Origin of the sequence: Kangiella geojedonensis (assembly GCF_000981765.1) — a bacterium.
Classification (GTDB): domain Bacteria; phylum Pseudomonadota; class Gammaproteobacteria; order Enterobacterales; family Kangiellaceae; genus Kangiella; species Kangiella geojedonensis.
On record NZ_CP010975.1, the window covers coordinates 1694031 to 1716313 of the forward strand.

At 44.0% G+C, this 22283-nt stretch carries 17 protein-coding genes; 9 read left to right on the forward strand and 8 right to left on the reverse strand.

Going from position 1 to position 22283, the window contains the following annotated elements:
- Positions 1-99: 99 nt before the first annotated feature.
- Positions 100-1881 carry a DUF885 domain-containing protein gene (locus TQ33_RS07600; protein ID WP_046561517.1) on the reverse strand — a complete coding sequence of 594 codons (1782 nt, stop codon included), beginning with the start codon at positions 1879-1881 and terminating at the stop codon, positions 100-102.
- 157 nt (positions 1882-2038) lie between these two features.
- Between TQ33_RS07600 and TQ33_RS07605 the strand changes: the two genes are divergently transcribed.
- Positions 2039-2518: an RDD family protein gene (locus TQ33_RS07605; protein WP_046561518.1), complete on the forward strand. Its 480-nt coding sequence runs from the start codon at positions 2039-2041 to the stop codon at positions 2516-2518.
- Positions 2519-2536: 18 nt separating this feature from the next.
- Here the strand turns inward: TQ33_RS07605 and lptG are convergent, their stop codons facing one another.
- The gene (gene lptG, locus TQ33_RS07610; RefSeq protein WP_046561519.1) at positions 2537-3643 is read right to left on the reverse strand and encodes an LPS export ABC transporter permease LptG; all 1107 of its coding nucleotides are present in this window, start codon (positions 3641-3643) and stop codon (positions 2537-2539) included.
- The gene (gene lptF / locus TQ33_RS07615) at positions 3640-4749 is read right to left on the reverse strand and encodes an LPS export ABC transporter permease LptF (RefSeq protein WP_046561520.1); all 1110 of its coding nucleotides are present in this window, start codon (positions 4747-4749) and stop codon (positions 3640-3642) included. Before lptF ends, lptG begins: the two co-directional genes overlap by 4 nt.
- A 121-nt stretch (positions 4750-4870) precedes the next feature.
- Here lptF and TQ33_RS07620 point away from each other — a divergent pair, with 121 nt between their 5' ends.
- The 7 genes from TQ33_RS07620 to TQ33_RS07650 all read left to right on the forward strand — a co-directional run bounded on the left by TQ33_RS07620 (position 4871) and on the right by TQ33_RS07650 (position 12522).
- Positions 4871-6361 carry a leucyl aminopeptidase gene (locus TQ33_RS07620; RefSeq protein ID WP_046561521.1) on the forward strand — a complete coding sequence of 497 codons (1491 nt, stop codon included), beginning with the start codon at positions 4871-4873 and terminating at the stop codon, positions 6359-6361.
- 10 nt (positions 6362-6371) lie between these two features.
- The gene (locus tag TQ33_RS07625; protein ID WP_046561522.1) at positions 6372-6812 is read left to right on the forward strand and encodes a DNA polymerase III subunit chi; all 441 of its coding nucleotides are present in this window, start codon (positions 6372-6374) and stop codon (positions 6810-6812) included.
- Positions 6813-6814: 2 nt separating this feature from the next.
- Complete coding sequence (locus tag TQ33_RS07630) at positions 6815-7729, forward strand: DUF6498-containing protein (protein WP_046561523.1); 915 nt, start codon at positions 6815-6817, stop codon at positions 7727-7729.
- Between the two features lie 97 nt (positions 7730-7826).
- The gene (locus TQ33_RS07635) at positions 7827-8381 is read left to right on the forward strand and encodes a class I SAM-dependent methyltransferase (protein WP_046561524.1); all 555 of its coding nucleotides are present in this window, start codon (positions 7827-7829) and stop codon (positions 8379-8381) included.
- Between the two features lie 178 nt (positions 8382-8559).
- Positions 8560-11343 (forward strand): valine--tRNA ligase, encoded by a 2784-nt coding sequence (locus TQ33_RS07640; protein WP_046561525.1) that lies wholly within the window; start codon positions 8560-8562, stop codon positions 11341-11343.
- Between the two features lie 30 nt (positions 11344-11373).
- On the forward strand, positions 11374-11730 hold the full coding sequence (locus TQ33_RS07645; RefSeq protein ID WP_046561526.1) for a hypothetical protein: 357 nt from the start codon (positions 11374-11376) through the stop codon (positions 11728-11730).
- Between the two features lie 9 nt (positions 11731-11739).
- Positions 11740-12522, forward strand: coding sequence for an ankyrin repeat domain-containing protein (locus tag TQ33_RS07650; protein WP_046561527.1), 783 nt, complete (start codon positions 11740-11742; stop codon positions 12520-12522).
- A 25-nt stretch (positions 12523-12547) separates the two neighbouring features.
- Here the strand turns inward: TQ33_RS07650 and TQ33_RS07655 are convergent, their stop codons facing one another.
- The 4 genes from TQ33_RS07655 to guaB all read right to left on the reverse strand — a co-directional run bounded on the left by TQ33_RS07655 (position 12548) and on the right by guaB (position 19367).
- Positions 12548-15106, reverse strand: a complete 2559-nt coding sequence (locus tag TQ33_RS07655; RefSeq protein WP_046561528.1) for a bifunctional aspartate kinase/diaminopimelate decarboxylase — start codon at positions 15104-15106, stop codon at positions 12548-12550.
- A 233-nt stretch (positions 15107-15339) separates the two neighbouring features.
- Positions 15340-15819 carry a tRNA adenosine(34) deaminase TadA gene (gene tadA, locus TQ33_RS07660; RefSeq protein WP_046561529.1) on the reverse strand — a complete coding sequence of 160 codons (480 nt, stop codon included), beginning with the start codon at positions 15817-15819 and terminating at the stop codon, positions 15340-15342.
- Positions 15820-16065: 246 nt separating this feature from the next.
- Positions 16066-17643, reverse strand: a complete 1578-nt coding sequence (gene guaA / locus TQ33_RS07665; protein WP_046561530.1) for a glutamine-hydrolyzing GMP synthase — start codon at positions 17641-17643, stop codon at positions 16066-16068.
- Between the two features lie 263 nt (positions 17644-17906).
- Positions 17907-19367, reverse strand: coding sequence for an IMP dehydrogenase (guaB, locus tag TQ33_RS07670; RefSeq protein WP_046561531.1), 1461 nt, complete (start codon positions 19365-19367; stop codon positions 17907-17909).
- A gap of 130 nt (positions 19368-19497) precedes the next feature.
- On the opposite strand from guaB, the gene xseA reads away from it, so the two are divergent.
- Positions 19498-20847 carry an exodeoxyribonuclease VII large subunit gene (gene xseA / locus TQ33_RS07675; RefSeq protein WP_046561532.1) on the forward strand — a complete coding sequence of 450 codons (1350 nt, stop codon included), beginning with the start codon at positions 19498-19500 and terminating at the stop codon, positions 20845-20847.
- 17 nt (positions 20848-20864) lie between these two features.
- On the opposite strand, the gene der is transcribed toward xseA, so the two are convergent.
- Positions 20865-22280 (reverse strand): ribosome biogenesis GTPase Der, encoded by a 1416-nt coding sequence (gene der / locus TQ33_RS07680; RefSeq protein ID WP_046561533.1) that lies wholly within the window; start codon positions 22278-22280, stop codon positions 20865-20867.
- Positions 22281-22283: the final 3 nt, after the last annotated feature.

The following is a 22283-nucleotide window of genomic DNA, read 5'->3' on the forward strand; positions in this document are numbered from 1 at the left end:
CTTTTGATATCAAGTCAAGTTTTTAATTAGATCATAAAAAAGCCCGGTCTTAATGCCGGGCTTGTTAATAAGAGCAGTTGAACTTCTAATACCTTGATCTTATGAGTTTTTTTCCATAACTGACTGCTTTTCCTGAGAAATAAATTGGTTGATTTGATCTTCCAGTACGCTCAACGGAATCGAGCCATTGCTCAACACAGCATCATGAAACTTACGAATATCAAAGTCTTCGCCCAGCTCTTTCTCCGCTTTTTCGCGCAGTTCCAATATCTTTAACTCTCCAAGCTTGTAAGAAAGTGCCTGTGCTGGCCAGCTAATATAGCGATCAATTTCGGTGCGCACATTATGTGTGGATAAGGCTGTATTACTGGCCATCATGTTAATTGCCTTCTCTCGACTCCAGCCTTTCGCATGCATACCGGTATCGACCACTAAACGCATTGCTCGCCACATCTCGTAAGTCAAACGCCCAAAGTTACTGTAAGGGTCTTCATAGAACCCAGCTTCTAACCCCAGCTTCTCACTGTATAAGCCCCAACCTTCACCAAACGCCGAAATATAAGTATTCTGACGGAACTTAGGGAGATCCGTCAGCTCTTGAGCCAACGCAGTTTGTAAGTGGTGGCCAGGCACCGCTTCATGCAACGTTAATGCCTCAAGGTTGTATAAAGGGCGCTTTTCCAAAGCATAGGTATTGACCCAATATTCACCGGCTCTATCACTATCAATTGGAGCGCCTGAATAGCGTCCTGTAGTGTATTTAGGGGCAATTTCCTCTGGCACAGGCACCACACCGTATGGCTGGCGAGGTAACTTACCGAAGAACTTAGGCAGCTGGTGATCCATCTTCTTGGACATATATGCCGCTTCTTTCAACAGCTCCTCTGGAGTTTTGGCATAGAACTGTTCATCGGTTCGTAAGAAATGTAAAAACTCGTCGAAAGAACCCTCAAAGCCAGTCGTTTCAATAACCTGCTCCATCTCTTTGCGAATCCGAGCCACTTCCTTCAGCCCAATCTCATGAATCTCGTCGGGCGTTAAGTCTAAGGTTGTGTAGTGCTTGATTTGATTCTGATAAAAAGCTTCACCATCAGGGTAATCGTAAGCTGCAATGGTCTTTTTGGCAGCAGGTAAATACTCTTGCTCAAAGAATGTTAAGTAAGCTTGGTATTGAGGAACCACACTTGAAGCAATAACCTCTGCCGCTTCCTGTTGCAGTGCCTCTTTATCTTCAGCACTAATAGACTCTGGCAATGATTTGAACGGGCGATACCAAACTGTCTCTGTCGGATCTTCTTTGATATAGACCTTAATACTGTCTGAGTAACCATCCAACACCGCTCTTGGTACCGTGAAGCCTCGCTCCATACCAGCACGCATATTAGAAACATTTTGTTCGAAGAATGTCGGTATGGCGCCTAACAAAGCAATATAATCTTTATAGTCTTCAGCGGTTCTAAAGCGAAATGCATTCGATAGGTTGGTCGTTTGCGCATGGAAACCATACTCTGCCGTTAGTGGCATTTCGTAGGTTTTATAATCAATTTCAGCCACTTCCTGTTTAAGCTGAGTCATCATCATATCGTAACTTATCTGCTCATCCGCTAATAAGTGTTCACGCTTAATGCTTTCCAGCTCATCAATCAGCTTTAACAAAGCATCTTTGCGTTTGGCATAAGCTTCTGGACTAACATCACGCAGTTTCCCTTTGGCGCTTTCATCGCCTTCGCGGGCAGCCCAGACTGGGTTTTGTGATTGACGATACTCCTGAACATCCTGAAAGAAATCATTTAACCACTGACTATAATCTTCACCAGCCAAAGCACTTAAGCTACTCGCCAATAAAGCTCCTGATATCATTAATTTTTTTGTGAATTTCATTATAAGATCCTGCTCAACATACAATTGACCTTTTATAGCAGGAATGACTTTATGATGAAAGTGAAGCACTTGAAATGCTACAAAAGAATCTTTCAGCTAGTCTCTACAGGCCTGTTTTGCTAGACTAGCGCCAGTTTTACACAAGCATTTAAGCGCTATGGCTCAAGACACACAGCAAACCCTTATCACAACCCCAGCTTCGCTCACCAAGAAAATGGGCGCCTGGCTATATGACATCTTAATTAGCATTGCTATTTGGTTCTTATGGGGTTTATTTACGTTCCCACTAATTCGCTGGATGTTGGGTGTCGATGACATGAGTACTGAAACAGGCTGGCAAGATACGATAACCTACCAAGTCTATTCCTTATTCCCGACCTTACTACTGCTACTCTACTTCGTTGGCTCGCACGTTCGCTATGGGCAAACCGTGGGTATGAGTGCTTGGAAAATTATGGTGGTTCAAGATAATGGCAAAGCTGTCACTTTCGGTCCGGCATTGATTCGAAGCATTATTTCAATACTAGGCATTGGAATGTTAGTCAGCCCCTTCACCAAAAAGAAACTCGGCTGGCACGATATGCTCACAAAGACTCGAGTGGTAGCGCTGCCAGATAAAGAGAAGAAGAAAAAGTAGCTCCCACTTTTTCTTTTTTTAACCAGCTCTTCTCAATAAATACCAAGCCGCTACTGTAAAAATCAGTGGCGGCATTAATGCGCCTAAAAATGCTGGAACGCCAGCAACCAAGCTGACTGGGCCAAAAGAACGAACTGCAAAGAAGTAGACCATTCCAGTTAACACGCCAACTAAGACCCGAGCGCCCATAGAAACACTACGCATGGGCCCAAAAATAAACGATGCCGCTAAAATAATCATCACGGCGGTACTGATCGGTTGGAACACTTTTTGCCAAAAAGCCAGATCATAATTTTTAGTGTCTAGGCCATTACTGTCCAGATAGGTACGGTATTGATATAGGCTCACAATATTCATATTCTCAGGCTCAATACTCAGAGCTGATAAATTATCCAAGCTAATACCCGTGTTCCATGGCTGCTGAGTAAAAGGTAATCGTTCAACTTTATCAAAACGTTGAATAGACTCGTCCTCACCCGCGCTACTGATATCGGAGCCCAGTTGAGTGACTACCCCTTTATTCAATTGCCATGAGCCTCGAATAAGCTCCGCTGTGTCAGCATGAATCATTTTGGTCAACTCATTCTCACGGTTGAATTCGTAAACGGTCACATCACTAAGCCGTGATGACCCCATGACCTCTCCAACGTGAACCATATTTGCGCCGTCTTTTAACCACAGTCCTTGATTACTATCCACAAATTGCTCGCCATACAAAGCTCGGTTGCGAAGATTTTCCGCCATTAAGCTTGTTTTCGGAGCAACATACTCACCGAGGAATACGGAGAATGCGATCAACACCAAACCGTAAGATAATGCTGCACCTATGATTTGCCAGGTGGTTTTGCCCGCAGCTCGCATCACAGTCAACTCACTACGCGAAGCTAAAACACCTAATCCAGCTATTGAGCCGATCAGAATTGCCATCGGGAAAAATTCGTAAATATATTGAGGGGACAGCAATAACGAATAGGACAATCCATCAATAAAGGAATAGCTCCCTTTATCAAAATCACCGCTTTCATCAATCAAAGCAAACAGTACACGGATGATCGCAAGCGTGAATAGCGTCATAAGCGAGGTGGCTAGAATAGTTTTACCAATATAAAACCTTAATATATTCACGCGCCACCTCCTTCTGTCGACGGTGAGCCTGTATTTTTAGTATTGGCACGACCATGAGCATACAACAGTCTCGACGCTAACAGCCCCATGACTATATAAATAGGGATAAAGCCTAACCATCCTGGGATTTTCTCAGCCTCAACCCATTTCCTGAATACCACGATCAAAATGATATAAATAATATAGACCATCAATGCTGGAAGCATTTTTGCGAACTTACCCTCTCGAGGCCGAACTCGACTGAGTGGAATCGCCAAGAACAAAAGAAACGGAACCGACAAAGGAACCGCTAAACGCCAATGAAGCTCTCCCCAACTTGCACCGTCCGCAGTTTGAATGAGCTCCATGGTCGGTGTCGCCGATATTTTACGACGAGAGACTATTGAGCGCTCTGCTTCAAGTCTCGCGTAGTAATGTTCAAACTCGGTAATTTTGCGAACATTCTTATCGGCATCTAACTCGTACACCAGTCCATCGTTTAACTGCAGAAAGTTTTTATCCAGCTCTTCGTCATAATAGCGCTCGGCAGATTTAGCTGAAATAATTCGAGTGTAGGGGTTATTTCCTGCCGGTAGCTCAGCTAGGAAAAAATTACCTAAGTGACTGGAGCTTTCAGAGGAGTCGGCATAAACCACGCCCTCTCCTTCTTGGAAAATTTGGAAACGGCCCGGCTCCAACATGCTGAGTTCAAGCTTACTCGCATGCTCGTCTCGGATTTGATAGGTCGTTTCGTTCGCAACTGGCGCTAACCATAGCGCAACAGCACCACCGATGAGAGCGACAATTACTGCAATAGGAATCAATAAACTGATCAATTTTCGTTCACTCACACCAACCGAGCGCAGCACCGCCATTTCACTATCGACATACAATCGGCTGAAAGCCAACAAACAACCTAAGAAAAATGCCAAAGGCAGTAGAAAGCCAAGCAGAACCGGAGAGTACAGTAAAACCATCTGCCACACCATGGTGCCAGAAATATCTCCCGAAGCAGCTTGTGCCAAATATTTAACAATACGCTGGCTAATAAAAATAGCGAATAACACGCCCAGAATGGCAAGTGTACTGGTAAAGACTTCGCGATTTAGGTAACGACTTAGTATCAAGATTTTCTCAGTCTGTTGACTGCCCCGAAACTGGTATTTATGGCAATATCAGTTAAACTATGGGCACGGTTTATGCCAATAACGGCATTATAAACGAAAATTAACAATTTGCAGGTGATCTATGGAATTCTTTGTAAAGAGTGGTAGCCCAGAAAAACAAAAAACAGGTTGCTTAATCGTAGGTGTATTTGAATCTCGTAAACTGTCTGCTCCAGCGCAGCAGATTGATGATATTAGCGAAGGCTATATCAACTCTATCGTCAAGCGTGGCGATATGGAAGGTAAGTTTGGACAAACCTTGTTACTTCATAGCGTTCCTGGTACTAGCTGTGATCGTGTTTTATTGGTCGGCTGTGGTAAAGAACGTGAGTTTGATGCCATAAAATATAAAAAGATCTGCGGTAAAGTAATTAAGCTATTGAATGAAACTGGCGCAACTGATGCCATCAACTCATTGCCGCTTTTAAATGTTAAAGGCCAAGAACTTTACTCGAAAGTACGCTTCGCGGTAGAAGCCGCTAACGATAGCCTTTATGTCTTCGATCAATTAAAAAGTGAGAAGCCAGAGACACGCCGTCCGCTACGCAAAATGACGTTATTCATTGAGTCTCGTGGCGATTTGCCGGAAGGTGAAAAAGCCATTAAGCACGCGACTTCAATCACGGCAGGTCAATCATTAACTCGTGATCTTGCAAACCTACCGGGCAATATCTGCAACCCAACTTACTTGGCTAATAAAGCTGAAGAGTTGGCGAAAGAGTACTCGTCTATCACCACTAATATTCTTGATGAGTCTGAACTCAAAGAGATGGGTGCTGGCGCATTCGTCTCTGTGTCGCAAGGCTCGGACGAACCTGGCAAATTAATTTGCATGGAATACAACGGCGGTACAAAAGGTGATAAACCTCTTGTATTCGTGGGCAAAGGTATTACGTTTGATACTGGCGGTATTTCTCTTAAGCCTGGCGCTAAGATGGACGAGATGAAATTTGATATGGGTGGCGCAGCCTCGGTATTTGGTTTAATCAAGTCAGTGGCTGAAATGGGCTTACCAATCAATGTGATCGGTGTTGTTGCGGCGGCTGAAAATATGCCAAGTGGTAACGCGAGTCGTCCTGGAGATGTGGTAACATCTCTATCAGGCCAGACTATCGAAATCTTAAACACTGATGCTGAAGGCCGTTTGGTGCTTTGTGATGCGCTAACCTATATCGATAAGTACGATCCTGAGATTGTCATTGATGTCGCAACGCTTACTGGTGCAGTTATCGTGGCGCTAGGTCACGAAGCTTCAGGCGTTATGAGTAATAATAACGCTTTAGCCAACGAAATCGAAACAGCCAGTGAGATGGCGACTGATCGCGTTTGGCGTTTACCGATTTGGGATGAGTATCACGAACAACTTAAAAGTAACGTAGCAGACTTCACCAACCTAGGCGGTATGCCAGCGGGAAGTATCACAGCGGGTTGTTTCTTAGCAAAGTTCACCAAGAAATATCGCTGGGCGCATATTGATATTGCAGGTACTGCTTGGAAGTCTGGTGCAGAAAAAGGTGCGACAGGCCGCCCTGTGCCATTGCTATCACAGATCGTGATCAACCGCGCTAAATAAGGCTAAACTCATGACCCAAGTAGGTTTTCACTTACTGGAAAGTCAATCAGGCGTAGAGGCTTATCTACGCCTGATTGGTAAGTGCGTACAAAGTTTGTACAAGCAAGGGCGTAAGGTCTATATCCACGCTAAAGATGAAGAACAAGCCCACGCTGTTGACGAGTGGCTTTGGACACAAGAGCTTAATGAATTTGTGCCTCACAACATCGTTGGTGAAGGCCCCAATAAGCCACCGCCGGTACAAATTGGCTTTGCCACGTCTGAGCAAAAACCTCCCGAAAACCAACATGATTGCTTAATTAACTTAAGTGGCGAAGTACAACCCTTCTTTAGTTATTTCTTAAAATGCTTTGAAATCGTTCCCAACGTAGAAGCGGAAAAAGAGTCTGCTCGTGAGCGATACAAATTTTATCGTGGACGCGGCTACCCTCTCGACCATAAAAAATATTAGGTATGAAGGCAACGCTTACTCAAGAGAGAAGTATTACTCCCGGGAGTATCGCCCTTGCGTTAGCTAATATTGTACCCCTTATCGGTGTTCTACTCGGATACTGGAATGCTTTTGATATCATATTTTTGTACTGGTTCGAGAACATCATTATTGGTTTATTCACTGTCTGCAGAATGACCATTCGCCCAGACACGCCGGCGTTCTTTAAGTTTGGCGGCTTATTTCTAGGTGCTTTCTTTTGTGTGCATTACGGTTTCTTTACTTATGGACACGGCAGCTTCATAGCCAGTTTCTTCGATGAGCAGTTGCTGGGCACCGACTCCGGCATAAACAGCAATATTCTCAACGTCGCTGGCTATATGCTTTCCCAGCGTGGCATTCAAATCACTATAGCAGCAATGTTCCTTGCCCATATAGTGGAGTACATCATTGCATATAGACACCGCGATATTGAGACAGCTCCTAAAGAAATGTTCAAACCTTACAAGAGAATTATCGTACTTCACATTGCGATAATTTTCGGAGGCTTCATAGCAACCATGCTTGATAACTCTATTGGCGTAGCACTGGTGATGATTGCTCTGAAAACTTACTTCGATTTAAAACCGCCCCAATTTGCCACTAGCGCCAACAAATCCTTTGATAAAAGCATCAGTGACGAAGAGGCTCGTGAAAAAATTAGACAAAGCCTTCTTAACCCTGAAATAAAGATTAACGGCAAAACCCACCAGTTCAGCAGTGTCGAAGAAATGGTGAACTCTGAAGTATACAAAAAGCACTCTAAGTGGATTCGCTGGCTTCTACCCAAAAAGCACCGAGCTCTTTATGAAGAAGTGTTAAACGAGTGCTTAGAAAAAGAACAGCAATCAACACTTTCTATAGAACCAAAGGACATAAAGCCCCCTTCAAGTTTGTAATATTTCATCTATACTGATATTTCTTATGGTAATAACATCATAAAAACGTCACACTATTTAGAACTTAATATTTTAAAACTTAATAGTTAGGAAACGCATGAAGGGTTTTACGCGCTACGCATTAAAAAACTTAAAAAGTACCGGCAGCATAGCCCGTAGTTCAAAATTTTTAGCTCGCAATTTAGCCAAGCAAATCCCCTCCGATGCACGAACAATTATCGAGCTTGGGGCTGGCGATGGTATCATCACTAAAGAGCTGTTGAAGTACATGCCACAACAAGCCCACCTCACCGCCTATGAGATATCCGAAGAGCTACTGCCACTGCTACTAAAAATTGAGCATCCCCAATTTTCGCTAAAACACAGTTCAGCTTTAGATATTATTCAAGATTTTGCCATTGATAGTGTCGACTGCCTGGTTTCATGTCTTCCTTTGGCTCTGTTCCCCCTAGAAATGAAGCATGAGCTTTTAACGCATATCCGCTCTGTTTTGAAGCCAAACGGGGTGTTCTTGCAATACCAGTACTGGCTAAGCGACAAGGCATTGATAAAAGAATACTTCCCGCATCTTAAAACAAACTGGGTGCCTTTAAATCTACCGCCATCCTTTGTTTATAGTGGAAAAAAACCATCACACAAAGAAAACGTTTAATTCCTTACTAATCAGTACGTTACAAGACAACTTATTAGAACATCACTTAACCGGTGTCAATGTGTCTGGTTTTGGCGCAAGGATTTAAGAATAAATATCCTGCAAATATAGATATCTCGCTCACAAGCGTTATAATTCAAAGCTTTGTTACTGAAACTGCAGAAACCACGAAACGACCATGGATAAAGCATACAACCCGCAAGCAATCGAGCAAGAAACCTACAAGAAGTGGGAAGATAACGACTACTTCTCGCCAAAAGGCGGCGCAAAAGGTAATGACGACAGTTATTGCATCATGATTCCCCCGCCGAATGTCACCGGCAGCTTGCACATGGGACACGCTTTCCAGCATACCATCATGGATGCCCTAACCCGTTACCACCGCATGAAAGGTGACAATACCTTATGGCAACCGGGCTCGGATCACGCTGGTATCGCTACACAGATGGTGGTAGAGCGCTTATTGGATCGTGAGGGCAAGAGCCGCCATGATTTAGGTCGTGAAGCATTTGTAGACCGTATTTGGGACTGGAAAGAGCAATCAGGCGGTACTATCACCCAACAAATGCGCCGTATGGGTGACTCTTGTGATTGGTCACGCGAAGCCTTTACCATGGATGATGATTTATCAGAAGCAGTCTTAGAAACCTTTGTCCGTCTTCATGATGAAGGCTTAATTTACCGTGGCGATAGACTGGTTAACTGGGATCCGAAACTTCTTACCGCGGTTTCTGACTTAGAAGTTGAGTCGCACGAAGAAAACGGTCATATGTGGCACATGCGCTACCCGCTTAGCGACGGTTCTGGCCACGTAATTATTGCCACTACTCGTCCAGAAACTATGCTGGGCGACAGCGCTGTAGCAGTCCATCCTGACGATGAGCGTTATCAAGATTTGATCGGCAAAACTATCGACTTACCACTAACCGGACGTCAAATCCCTATCATTGCCGATGATTATGTGGAGAAAGACTTTGGTAGCGGCTGTGTCAAGATTACTCCGGCTCATGACTTTAATGACTACGAAATGGGTCAGCGTCATGATCTGGAAATGATTAATATTCTCACGCCTACGGCTCATATTAACGACAACGCTCCCGAAGCATACCGCGGTCTCGACCGTTATGATGCTCGTAAGAAAATCGTCGAAGACTTTGAAGCATTAGGCTTGATGGAAAAGATTGAACCACACAAATTAAAAGTGCCTCGCGGTGATCGTAGTGGCGTGGTTATTGAGCCGTACTTAACACCTCAATGGTACGTTAAAATCGCTCCCCTTGCTGAGCCAGCACTAAAAGCCGTCAAAGATGGCGATATTAAGTTTGTCCCAGAAAATTGGTCAAACACCTACTACCACTGGATGGAAAACATTCAAGACTGGTGCATCAGTCGTCAGCTGTGGTGGGGACACCAAATTCCTGCCTGGTATGACAACAAAGGTGGTGTCTACGTTGGCCGTTCTGAAGAAGAAGTCCGTGAAAAATACAATTTAGGTGATATCGAGTTACGTCGTGATGAAGACGTGCTAGATACCTGGTTCTCCTCTGCCCTTTGGCCATTTGCTACACTAGGCTGGCCAGAAAAAACACCTGAACTAGAAACCTTCTTACCAACGAGTGTTTTGGTGACTGGTTTCGACATTATCTTCTTCTGGGTCGCCAGAATGATCATGATGGGTTTAAAGTTCACGGGCAAAATTCCGTTCAAAGAGATTTATATCACTGGCCTGATTCGAGACGAGCAGGGTCAGAAAATGTCTAAGTCGAAAGGCAACGTTTTAGATCCTATCGACATCATTGATGGCATCGAGCTTGAAACCTTAGTCGAAAAGCGTACGACGGGCATGATGAATCCGAAAGCGGCGGAAAAGATTGCGAAGCGTACGCGCAAGCAATTCCCTGATGGTATCGAAGCCTATGGTACTGACGCCATGCGCTTTACTTTCTGTGCGATGGCATCAACCTCCCGCGACATTAACTTCGACTTAAATCGTGTTGAAGGTTACCGTAATTTCTGTAACAAAATTTGGAATGCAGCACGTTATGTGCTGATGAATACTGAAGACCAAGACACAGGTTTAAACGGCGGCGACATGGAGTTCAGCCTTGCCGATCGCTGGATCAAAAGCGAGTTACAGAAAACCGTCACTGAATTTGAAAAGGCAGTTGATACATACCGCTTTGACTTGGCCTCAAACGCCCTCTATGAATTTACATGGAACACCTATTGTGACTGGTACTTAGAGCTATCTAAACCGGTACTTTACAGCGACGAGTATTCCGACGCCGCGAAGCGTGGCACACGCCATACCTTGGTTACCGTGCTTGAATCGCTAATGCGCTTATTGCACCCTTTCATGCCATTTATCACTGAAGAAATCTGGCAGAAAGTCGCTCCGCTAGCAGGCAAGAGAACTGATGAGCGCCCGAGCATCATGCTTCAAGACTTCCCACAAGTGGATGACGCACTGATTGACACACAAGCTGAGCAAGATATTGAATGGCTTAAAAAAGTCATCGTTGGCGTTCGTAATATCAGAGGTGAGATGAACATTGCTCCGGGCAAGCCGCTCGACGTGTTATTTAGAAATGGCTCTGACAGCGACAAAGAACGACTTGAGGGAAATAAAACCTTCTTATCAAAGCTTGCTAAACTAGAATCCATTCAATGGTTAGAGTCTGGGGATGAAGCGCCTATGTCGGCTACAGCCTTAGCAGGAAACATGGAAATCTTAATTCCAATGGCTGGCTTGATTGATGTTGAGCAGGAGCTTGCTCGATTGGATAAAGAAGCTGAAAAGCTGAACAAGGATTTACAACGCATTTCTGGTAAGCTCAATAATCCTAACTTTACCGACAAGGCGCCGGAAGCCGTTGTTGAAAAAGAAAAAGGAAAGTTGGCTGACGTTGAATCGACCTTGAAAAAAATCGAGGAACAGCGCCAGCAATTGAAAGAACTATAACGACACCAACAAAAAGAAAGCGAGGGTAGAATGAAAACGTTAGCAATAAGTAATTTACTGTTATTGGCTGGCTCAATGACAGCATCGGCCGATAGTTTAACCAATAAACATTTCATCCTCGTGACAACTCATCAGAATGAGATCGGTGAAATTTGCCCAGAGATGGACGCTGGGCAAACTTTAAGCTTCGACTTTCAATCAAACCATGACGTCGAGTTCAACCTTCATTTCCACGAAGGTGAAAAAGTCAGCTACCCTATCGAGCCTCACAAAGTATCAACTTTAGAGCAGTCTTTTGAAGCGCCAATAAAGCAAACCTATTGCTTAATGTGGAAAGGGTTAAATCAAGATCCTTCAAAAATTAAAGTTAACTATACAATCGATTAAGGAGCTAGAATGAAAGGGAGAATAACTATACTTCTCATGGCAGCAGTTACTTGCATAACTAGTATTAAAGTTATCGCAAGTAATGATATAGAACACGTTTTTTTCGGTGCTCCAGAAAAGAAAGACTGGAAGCTAGGCGAAGTAGATAATTACACCTTTCAACAGCTCAATGGCTACTTAGCATTTGCCATTATTCAAAACTTGGAGCATGAATTTGAAGTAGTGCTTAATGAAATAAGTAAGCGACAATATAACCAGTTTTATATAGTCAGTAATATTATGTTATCAGGGGAAATGGGCAAAGATAAATATGCTATCAAGCTAATCGAGACCTTGAAGGATGTAGACGCTAATATTGCAGCAAATGGAAAAGACACACTACTCCACTACTTTAGCCAACATGGTTCTATAGAAATAGTTAAGAAGTTATTAGAAAGTGGAGCTAACGCGGATATCAGAGACTCTTTTAATAACAAGCCTTTAGATAAAGCAGCGATGAATGACGACATTGCAATGTATCGATTAATATTCCCTTATACTGATCTTACAACAAGCATAAAAACACCTCACGGTGACTGGTACTATTACGATAGCCTTAGTGGACAGTTATTATTTGGTGACAAGATGAACCGCAAAGATATGTTTAGTCTTCTCATCAATGATGATGACTTTCCAAAAGACTATTTTACTTTAGCTAATCTACGTATGAAACTATATAAGAAAGATTATAAAGATATTCTACCAATCATTGATCCATACATAAAAGCACTAGGGTATACACCCGTACCTTAATTATAATAGGGAGAATGTCCTCTCCCTAAATACAAACCTCTTCAGCTGGCTGGCGCATATTGTATTGAGTCGCCATCACACGTCCGTAAGCCCCTGCGTTTTCGATTAGAATTAAGTCCCCTTCTTTTGTTTCTGGGAAAGGAATTTCAACGCCTAACTTATCTGTGCTTTCACAAATAGGCCCTACGACTGTCGCTAGATGTTCTTTTTCTGCGTAAAGTCGAGTCAGGTTAACGATGTTATGGAAAGAGCCGTACAGGGCTGGGCGCATCAGCGAGTTCATGCCAGTATTAAGACCGACATAATAATAGTTTTGCTTTTGCTTAACCTGAGTCACTTTAGAAACCAGCACACCAATATTTGCAGAAATATAGCGCCCTGGCTCAATCCAAAGTGCGTACTGCGGAAACTCAGCTTTGACTTCTTGTAAACTGTGATCGATTTGACTCATGGTTAACTCAGTTTGCTGCGCTCGTTCTTTAATCCCGAAGCCACCGCCTAAGTTCAAGTACTTCACTCCAGGAAACATTGATGCAGTTTCAGCTAATAAACGAGCATGTTCAGCCCAATGCTCATTGGTCAAAATACCACTCCCAGCATGGGCATGAAGCCCGACTACAGTGACATTATGCTTTTCAATAATTGGTTGTAAATCTTCTAGTTCATAAATAGGTATCCCGAACTTAGAAGTCGCCCCTGCGGTACGCACATTCTCATGATGCCCTTTTCCTATATTAGGATCGACACGCAAGAAAATTTCTTTACCCTCAAAAATCTCAGGCCAGTGCTTTAACGGGTAAGTACTATCCAAAGTCAGGCGAATACCTTTTTGTAGTATTTCGTCGTACTCTCGCTTGTCAGCAAAATTCGGCGTAAAAAAGATCCTACTTTTATCAATGCTCGGGAATAAGTTTAAGATATGGTTCACTTCGCCACTTGAGACGGTTTCAAAGCCAACACCAGCATCGTAAGCTGTCTGTAGTACGTCACGATTATTGTTCGACTTTACGGCGAAGAATACGCGATCTATCGCACTAATGCTTTGTAGGTTTTGTATGTTCTGCCGTACCGAATCTAAGTGGTAAATATAAGCGCTATCCCGCTCCGCCAAGCATACCTCAATCGTATCTTTCTTATCTTGCCACCACTTTTTAGCCTGTGAAACCGATTCAGTCTGCTTCAACTCTTTCGCCGTAGGACCTAAAATTTCACTATTGGGGTTATTCGTAATCAATAATTCATGCAGCGCTGAAATCACTTTACTGCTATGTTCATCATCAATAACAAAGGTTAAGTTAAGATCTGATGCTGCTTGCGATAACAAGTACACTTTGTAGGTTTCGAAAATTGAAAAGGCAGGTGCAATTTTATGCAAAATAGCACGTACATTTTTGCCCACAATAGAAACCGCAGAACAGTTATGCATCACGTTGACACGACACATCTGAGACAACTCCTGTACTAATCCTTTCAGCTGCTTTTCGCTCACCACTTGAGTTAAGCTGTCCAAACTAACCGTAATATTGGTCTCAGACGTCGATACTAAGTCTACAGATACATTGTGTTGCTTAAAAATAGCAAAAATATCGGCTAAGAAGCCAGCCTGTTGCCACATGCCCTGACTTTCCATCGAAATCAAGGTAATGTGTTCTTTCGCTGTAATGGCCTTAACCATTCCCCAGCTATTTTCTATGCTACTGATAACGGTTCCATCAATATCAGGATCAATCGTCGAGCGGATATACACCGGAATTTGACTAATTTGAGCAGGACGAATCGCTCGTGGGTGCAGTACTTTGGCGCCAGCTGAAGCCATCTCTTGCGCTTCTTCATAATTAAGTTGCTTTAACAGTCGAGCACTCGCCACTTGGTTCGGATTTGCAGTAAAAATACCAGGTACATCGGTCCATATTTCCAATCGTTCCGCTTCTATTTTAGCTGCAAAGTAAGCTGCAGAAGTATCAGAACCACCACGCCCTAGTAACACAGTTTCCTCATCACTGGTATTGGCTATAAAGCCCTGTGTGATCACAATGGAAGTATCACTGACATCCCTCAATAAGTTTTCATCACGTTCAAAGTGACAGCTCGCACAAAGGTAATCCATATTTCGACTTTCGCGAGCATATAAGTATTCACGTGCATCTAGCCAGCTGACGTTTTCCTCAAAAACTCTACTCAAATAGGTTTGGCCTATTGTCGTTGACCAAAGCTCGCCTTGTGACATGACTAATGCTCTAACGCGGTCACTCACCTCGCCAAGTAAATGAATCCCATCAATTAAACGCTTGAGGTAACTGTAGCGCTCCGCCAGTAAATCACTCGGCAATTCCATGTCAGCCAATAAGTTTTGATGAATATCCACCAGCTCTTTGTAAGCCACATGATATTCCCCTTGTTGCGCTAGCTCGATCAATGCTTCTAGACGGTTAGAAACAGCACTCACCGCAGAATGGACAACAAAAACGCTTTTCCCTTTGGCACGTTTTCGCTTAATAATACTCGCAATATTGTTCCAATTTTGTCGAGTGGAGACACTAGTCCCCCCAAATTTAAGCAAATGCCATGAATCGTTTGTTGTCATCCTCTTATTCCTCAATAGGTATTGTTCAAATTTTTAGTAGTTAATAGGCATAAAAAAACCCGCAAAGGCTGTCCTGTGCGGGTTTTGATATTGGTTTAACTTATCGTTTCAATCACCCACAGCAGAATAGGGCACGTTTTTTAAGTGCCTTTTTGCTGTGTTTTTTAACGATAAGCTGTATGTTCATGATGTTGAATATAGTAAAAATAGAAACTTTGTCAAATATAATTTAGTTATTTGGTACGGTTGTTATCACGCTTAGCTTTGAAGAAAGTCTTAAGTTGCTCTGAGCATTGCTCTTGTAACAGGCCTGAACTCACCTCACAACGGTGATTAAACGACGCATGGTCAAGAAGATTCAACACGCTACCACCCGCGCCAGTACGAGGGTCCTCAGTTGCATAAACTACCCGAGACACTCTGGCATGCACTAAAGCCATAGCACACATAGCGCATGGCTCTAACGTTACATATAAAGTCGTATCAACTAGGCGATAGTTCTCAAGCTTTGAGCCAGCCTCTCGTAAAGCAACGATTTCAGCATGTGCCGTGGGGTCACTGTTTAGTATCGGTTGATTAAAGCCTTCACCAACGACTTCACCATCTTTCACCAAAACAGCACCCACAGGAACCTCGCCCTTCTCCTTAGCGGTTTCCGCTAACTCAAAAGCGCGTTGCATGAATTGACGGTCTTGTTCAGTGAAATTGGTCATTATTCTTGAGTAACGATGGTTAAGTGATGGGTTACGCTAATCGCTAACCCATACTATACGCTATAGTTTGTGGGGAAAGGCTTCTTTCATAAACCACAAAGTATTTATTAGTGAAAAGAAGCATTAGCTTTTTCGATTTATGCTAAGCGGAAACTCGCGCAAAGAAGGCGTGTACTCATTGTGCATGACTGATTGAGCAAGTTTCCAACACCGCAGAAAATAAAAAAGATATGTTTATTCCGCTAATTATTCCCACTCAATAGTTGCTGGAGGCTTCGACGAAATATCATAAGTAACCCTCGAAATACCATCAACTTCATTGATAATTCTGCCTGAAACCAGCTCTAGGAACTCATATGGTAAGTGCGCCCAGCGAGCAGTCATAAAGTCGATAGTTTCAACCGCACGAAGTGCTACGACGTAGTCATACTTACGGCCGTCGCCCATCACACCCACAGAGCGCACCGGCAAGAACACCGTAAACGACTGACTGGTTTTATGGTACAAGTCATGCTTGTACAGCTCTTCGATGAAGATGGCATCTGCGCGACGTAATAAGTCAGCATATTCTTTCTTCACTTCACCCAAAATGCGCACACCTAGGCCTGGGCCTGGGAATGGATGACGGTACAACATGTCATAAGGAAGCCCTAGCTCTAAACCAATTTTGCGCACTTCGTCTTTAAACAATTCGCGTAGTGGTTCGACAAGCTTAAGCTCCATCGTTTCTGGTAAGCCGCCTACATTGTGATGAGACTTGATGACGTGAGCTTTACCGGTTTTAGCACCTGCAGACTCAATCACGTCAGGGTAAATGGTACCTTGAGCAAGCCACTTAGCATTCGTTAATTTTTTCGATTCTTCATCAAAAATATCAACGAAAACTTTGCCAATAATTTTACGCTTAGCTTCTGGCTCATCAACGCCTTTCAGTTCGTCCAAGAAGCGATCTTCCGCGTCAATACGAATAATGTTTAGACCAAAGTTATCGCCAAACATCGCCATCACTTGATCCGCTTCATTTAGACGCAATAAACCGTTATCAACAAAAACACAGGTTAGCTTGTCGCCAATGGCACGGTGTAACAGCATTGCAGTTACTGATGAGTCAACGCCACCAGATAAACCTAGAACAACTTCATCATCACCGACTTGTTCTTTAATCTGCTCAATAGCATCATCAATAATATTTTCAGCAGTCCATAAGCGCTCACAACCACAAATCTCGGTGACGAAACGCTCTAACATACGGCCACCCTGCTTAGTGTGAGTCACTTCTGCGTGAAACTGGATGCCGTAAAACGGTTTTTCTTTATGGGCCATTGCCGCGATAGGCGCATTATCGCTAGAAGCGATTACTTCAAAGCTCTCAGGAACTTCAAGAACTTTATCACCATGACTCATCCAGACGTCGAGCAATGCTTTACCTTCAGTATTGAATCGATCTTCGATACCATCCAACAGTGCGTTAGGGGTATTGATGAACACTTCCGCGTAACCAAACTCGCGCTTATCGGAGCCACCAACTTTACCGCCAAACTGATAGGCCATAGTCTGCATACCGTAACAAATACCCAACACAGGAATATTCAATTCAAATACTAGCTCCGGTGCTCTTGGTGTACCTTCGCCTGATACAGACTCAGGCCCACCGGATAGGATAATGCCCTGAGGGTTAAACTCACGGATGTACTCGTCGCTAACATCAAAAGGCACCAACTCACAGTAAACGCCAATTTCACGTACTCGACGTGCAATAAGCTGTGTGTACTGAGAACCAAAGTCCAAAATCAATATACGATGATCATGAATATCTGTTTGCATCTTCTTACCTTTCTAGGTTAGCTAGCTACAACACGCTACACGCGTATCGTTTAAAAAATCAAAAAGCCGCAGGCTTAAAATCTGCGGCTTCGTTCACCTGTCTTTATTAAGGTCGAACAACTTGTAGTTTCAAACCACACCTCTTGCAAACTAAAGTTTTCGAGAGCGAGGTAGAACTTTACGGAACTGCGCAGTTTACTGAAGTAAGTGAGCATGATTGAGTAAAATTCTAACAATGCTATCGGACACTTTAGGCAGCAAAGTTATACGCGGTAGTTTGGCGCCTCTTTTGTGATCGACACATCATGCACATGACTCTCGCTCATACCGGCACTGGTCACTCGAACAAACTGTGCTTTAGTACGAACATCTTCAATAGTCTTGCAACCGGTTAAACCCATGCTTGAGCGTAAGCCACCCATCATTTGATGGACAATCTGCGTCATGCTTCCTTTGTAAGGAACACGGCCTTCAATACCTTCAGGAACAAGTTTATCCGCTGCATTTGAGCTTTGGAAGTAACGATCCGCAGAGCTGTTTTTCTGTGACATAGCGCCCAAAGAGCCCATACCACGGTACGACTTGTATGAACGGCCTTGGTATAACTCAACTTCACCAGGCGCTTCTTCTGTGCCAGCTAACATTGAGCCGACCATAACGCTATAAGCACCAGCTGCAATCGCTTTACACATATCACCAGAGAAGCGGATACCGCCATCAGCGATGAACGGAATACCTGTGCCTTCAAGTTCTTTAGCAACACTCGATATCGCAGAGATTTGCGGTACGCCAACACCCGTTACGATACGTGTTGTACAAATAGAGCCTGGGCCGATACCAACTTTCACACCATCAGCGCCAGCATCAACGAGTGCACGAGCACCAGCGCCGGTAGCCACGTTACCGCCGATGACTTGTTTGTCTGGATAATTGTCTTTAACCCACTTAACGCGGTCGAGCACACCTTGTGAGTGCCCATGAGACGTATCAACAAGAATGATATCTACCCCAGCTTCTACGATAGCCGATACACGATCAGGGGTTTCAGCGCCCGTTCCAACTGCGGCACCGACACGTAAATGACCATAGCGATCTTTACAAGCATTGGGTTTGGTTTCTGCGTTGTTAATATCTTTGACCGTGATTAGACCTTTCAAATCAAAGTTATCATTAACAACCAGTAGTTTTTCAATTCGGTTGGTGTGCAACTTGTCCAAGATTTCCTCTTGGCTTGCACCTTCCTGAACGGTGACTAAGCGCTCTTTTGGCGTCATGACAGACGATACAGGTTGTCCATCACGAGTTTCAAAGCGAATATCACGGTTCGTCACAATACCAACAAGCTGATCGCCTTCTACTACAGGCATACCTGAAATACCATGCTGCGCAGTCATATGTTTTAACTGGCCAATGGTTGTATCAGGAGTCACAGTAATGGGATCGCTAACGATACCGCTTTCGTATTTTTTCACGCGGCGAACATGTTCAGCCTGTTGCTCGATAGACATATTCTTGTGAATGAAGCCCATCCCACCTTCTTGCGCTAACGCAATAGCAAGACTTGATTCTGTCACAGTATCCATCGCGGCGGAAACAAGTGGAATATTTAGAGCGAACTCACGGGTGATTTTAGTACGCAAATCAGCATCAGCTGGAAGGACGGTAGAATGTCCTGGTACTAATAAAACATCGTCAAAGGTTAGAGCTTCCTCTATAATGCGCATAGGGTGTACCACGTATTATTTAAGCGCCAGAGCGACAGGCACTGGCTAGATGAAGCGCGTTATTATAACGTGTCTGTACAGCACAGGTAAATAGAAAAACAACTAAATAACCAATTTCGACGTCCACATTATGATTAAACCGCTTTTAGAACCGCAAGAACCGACAGAACAACGTAAAATTTACAGCGTCACCGAACTTGCGCTGAACGTTCGACGACAACTTGAAAAAGAAATTGGTCAAATATGGATCACTGGAGAAATCTCGAACTTAGCGACACCTCGCTCAGGTCATTGGTATTTTACACTAAAAGACGCAGACTCTCAGCTTCGGTGCGCCATGTTCAAAAACCGGAATCGCAGCGCACGCTTCACTCCTGAAGACGGCCAACAAGTGCTGATGCGCGCCAAAATTAGTCTGTATGAGCCGCGTGGCGATCTACAGCTTATTGGCGAGTATATGGAGCCTGCTGGTGAAGGCGCTTTGCAAATTGCCTTCAATCGCCTCAAAGAAAAGCTGAATAATGAAGGATTGTTTGCCGAAGAGCTCAAGCGTTCGATTCCAAGCTTGCCACGTAAGATTGGTATCATCACCTCACCAACTGGCGCAGCGATACGAGACGTTCTAACGGTACTAAATCGCCGCATGCCTCAAGTACCAGTGATCGTATACCCGACACAAGTCCAAGGTGAAAAAGCGGCAAAAAGTATCGTCGAACAGTTACATGTTGCTAACCAACGCGCTGAATGCGATGTGCTGTTAGTGACTCGTGGCGGTGGCTCGCTCGAAGACATGTGGTGCTTCAATGATGAAAAGTTGGCTCGAGAAATCCGTGCCAGCCATATTCCAGTGGTATCAGCTGTTGGCCATGAGGTAGACACCTCTATCAGCGACTTAGTTGCCGACCTCAGAGCACCAACACCCTCTGCAGCAGCAGAACTACTGGTGCCGAACCGTATGGACATTAGGCACAAGTTTCAAAGCTTAGAGCGACGGTTAGTGAATGAATTTCAACATAAACTTCAAATTCAACAAGCCCGTTTGGATAGACTCAGCGCCAAAATTGTTCACCCGAAACAGCGACTGGCTCAGAGCAAAACTGACTTGGAGCGCTTAACGAAGCTACTCAACAACGCTCAAAAGCGCTACTTAGAGAACAAATCTGTCAGCCTACAAAGCGCAACAACTCGTTTAGCAGGCTATAAACCTCAAAAGCACTTACAAGAGTCAAAAGAAAAACTACATGCGAGGCAGAAACAGCTTCAGCAAGCCATTAATCAACAATTAAAAGAGTTCCGCCAAGATTTTGTTTTGACTGCACAAAAACTCAATAATATCAGTCCTTTAGCTACATTAGAACGGGGTTACACTCTAACCACTGACGACAATGGTAAAGCTATAAGAAATGCTGAGTCTGCAAAAAAAGCAAAGGTGTTGGTGACGAGATTTAGCGATGGTGAAGTAAGAAGTAAGCCTGAATAAAGCTTACTTCTTAGTAGTTATTTCTTACCGAACTTCTTAATGGCCCGTTTCTTTTTCAAACGTTGACGACGAGACAGTTCACGGCTCTTATTGGTTTTATCGGCGAAGGGATTATCACCCTCTTTTGTTTCAAGACGAATTGGAGTGCCGATAAGGTTTAATTTCTTGCGGAAGAAGTTAATCAAATAGCGTTTATAGCTTTCTTGTAACTTACTGACCTGTTTACCATGAATAACGATCAACGGCGGATTGTGACCACCTGGGTGCGCATAACGCAATTTGATACGTCGACCCTTAATAGCAGGAGGCTGATGGCGATCATAGGCCTGCTCTAACAAACGCGTTAGTTGAGATGCTGACATTTCGACTAATGCGCTTTCCCACGCTTCATCAACAGACTCCCAAAGGTGCCCAACATTAGAGCCATGCAAAGCTGAAATAAAGTGAATTCGAGCAAAGTCTACAAAGCCTAATCGTCGGTCAATCTCTTGCTTAACCTCATCACGCTCCTCTTCAGTCATGCCATCCCACTTGTTAATGGCAATCACCATTGAGCGCCCCGCATCAATAATATGGCTGACTAAGCTAAGGTCCTGATCTGTAATAGGCTCACGGGCGTCCATCACCATCACCACAACGTTAGCATCACCGATAGCTTGCAACGTTTTGAGTACAGAAAACTTTTCGACGGTTTCTTTAACTTTACCACGACGGCGAACACCCGCTGTATCAATTAAGGTGTAAGGCTTGCCTCGTCGCTCCATCTCAATATAAATACTGTCACGTGTTGTTCCTGGCATATCAAACACCACCACGCGCTCTTCACCCAGAAAACGATTAATCAGGGTCGATTTGCCCACGTTTGGTCGGCCTACCACAGCCAACTTCAGGCCACGAGCTTGCAGCTCTTCGATGGTTTGCTCGTCTTCATTAGCAGGAACAATCTCTAGACAATCTAGGACTTGATCAATCAAGGTAGAAACGCCACGGCCATGCTCAGCGGCAATACCCAAAATATTGCCATAGCCAAAGCTATAGTATTCAGCGAGTGCGGCATCCGCATGGACGCCATCTACTTTGTTTACCACCAAAATCACAGGCTTTTGTTGACGGCGCAATTGCTCAGCGACATATTCGTCGGCCGCTGTCATGCCAGTTCTGGCATCAACCATGAACAACACAATATCAGCTTCTTCAACCGCTTGAAGCGATTGTTTCGCCATGAGGTCATCAATCCCCTCTTCATCACCAGCGATACCGCCAGTATCCACCACGATAAAGGGCTGCCCTTTTAACTTGGCTTGGCCGTATTGACGATCTCGGGTTAATCCAGGAAGGTTAGCTACAAGGGCATCGCGCGACTTAGTCAGTCGATTGAATAACGTAGATTTGCCAACGTTGGGACGACCAACGAGCGCGATAACAGGAAGCATAAA

Excerpts from the sequence above, each read along its gene's own strand:
- der (WP_046561533.1), bottom strand. The coding sequence starts at position 22,280 with ATGCTTCCTGTTATCGCGCTCGTTGGTCGTCCCAACGTTGGCAAATCT.
- TQ33_RS07625 (WP_046561522.1), top strand. The coding sequence starts at position 6,372 with ATGACCCAAGTAGGTTTTCACTTACTGGAAAGTCAATCAGGCGTAGAG.
- xseA (WP_046561532.1), top strand. The coding sequence starts at position 19,498 with ATGATTAAACCGCTTTTAGAACCGCAAGAACCGACAGAACAACGTAAA.
- guaB (WP_046561531.1), bottom strand. The coding sequence starts at position 19,367 with ATGCGCATTATAGAGGAAGCTCTAACCTTTGACGATGTTTTATTAGTA.
- guaA (WP_046561530.1), bottom strand. The coding sequence starts at position 17,643 with ATGCAAACAGATATTCATGATCATCGTATATTGATTTTGGACTTTGGT.
- TQ33_RS07605 (WP_046561518.1), top strand. The coding sequence starts at position 2,039 with ATGGCTCAAGACACACAGCAAACCCTTATCACAACCCCAGCTTCGCTC.
- TQ33_RS07640 (WP_046561525.1), top strand. The coding sequence starts at position 8,560 with ATGGATAAAGCATACAACCCGCAAGCAATCGAGCAAGAAACCTACAAG.
- tadA (WP_046561529.1), bottom strand. The coding sequence starts at position 15,819 with ATGACCAATTTCACTGAACAAGACCGTCAATTCATGCAACGCGCTTTT.
- TQ33_RS07635 (WP_046561524.1), top strand. The coding sequence starts at position 7,827 with ATGAAGGGTTTTACGCGCTACGCATTAAAAAACTTAAAAAGTACCGGC.
- TQ33_RS07645 (WP_046561526.1), top strand. The coding sequence starts at position 11,374 with ATGAAAACGTTAGCAATAAGTAATTTACTGTTATTGGCTGGCTCAATG.
- TQ33_RS07620 (WP_046561521.1), top strand. The coding sequence starts at position 4,871 with ATGGAATTCTTTGTAAAGAGTGGTAGCCCAGAAAAACAAAAAACAGGT.
- TQ33_RS07630 (WP_046561523.1), top strand. The coding sequence starts at position 6,815 with ATGAAGGCAACGCTTACTCAAGAGAGAAGTATTACTCCCGGGAGTATC.
- TQ33_RS07600 (WP_046561517.1), bottom strand. The coding sequence starts at position 1,881 with ATGAAATTCACAAAAAAATTAATGATATCAGGAGCTTTATTGGCGAGT.
- TQ33_RS07655 (WP_046561528.1), bottom strand. The coding sequence starts at position 15,106 with ATGACAACAAACGATTCATGGCATTTGCTTAAATTTGGGGGGACTAGT.
- TQ33_RS07650 (WP_046561527.1), top strand. The coding sequence starts at position 11,740 with ATGAAAGGGAGAATAACTATACTTCTCATGGCAGCAGTTACTTGCATA.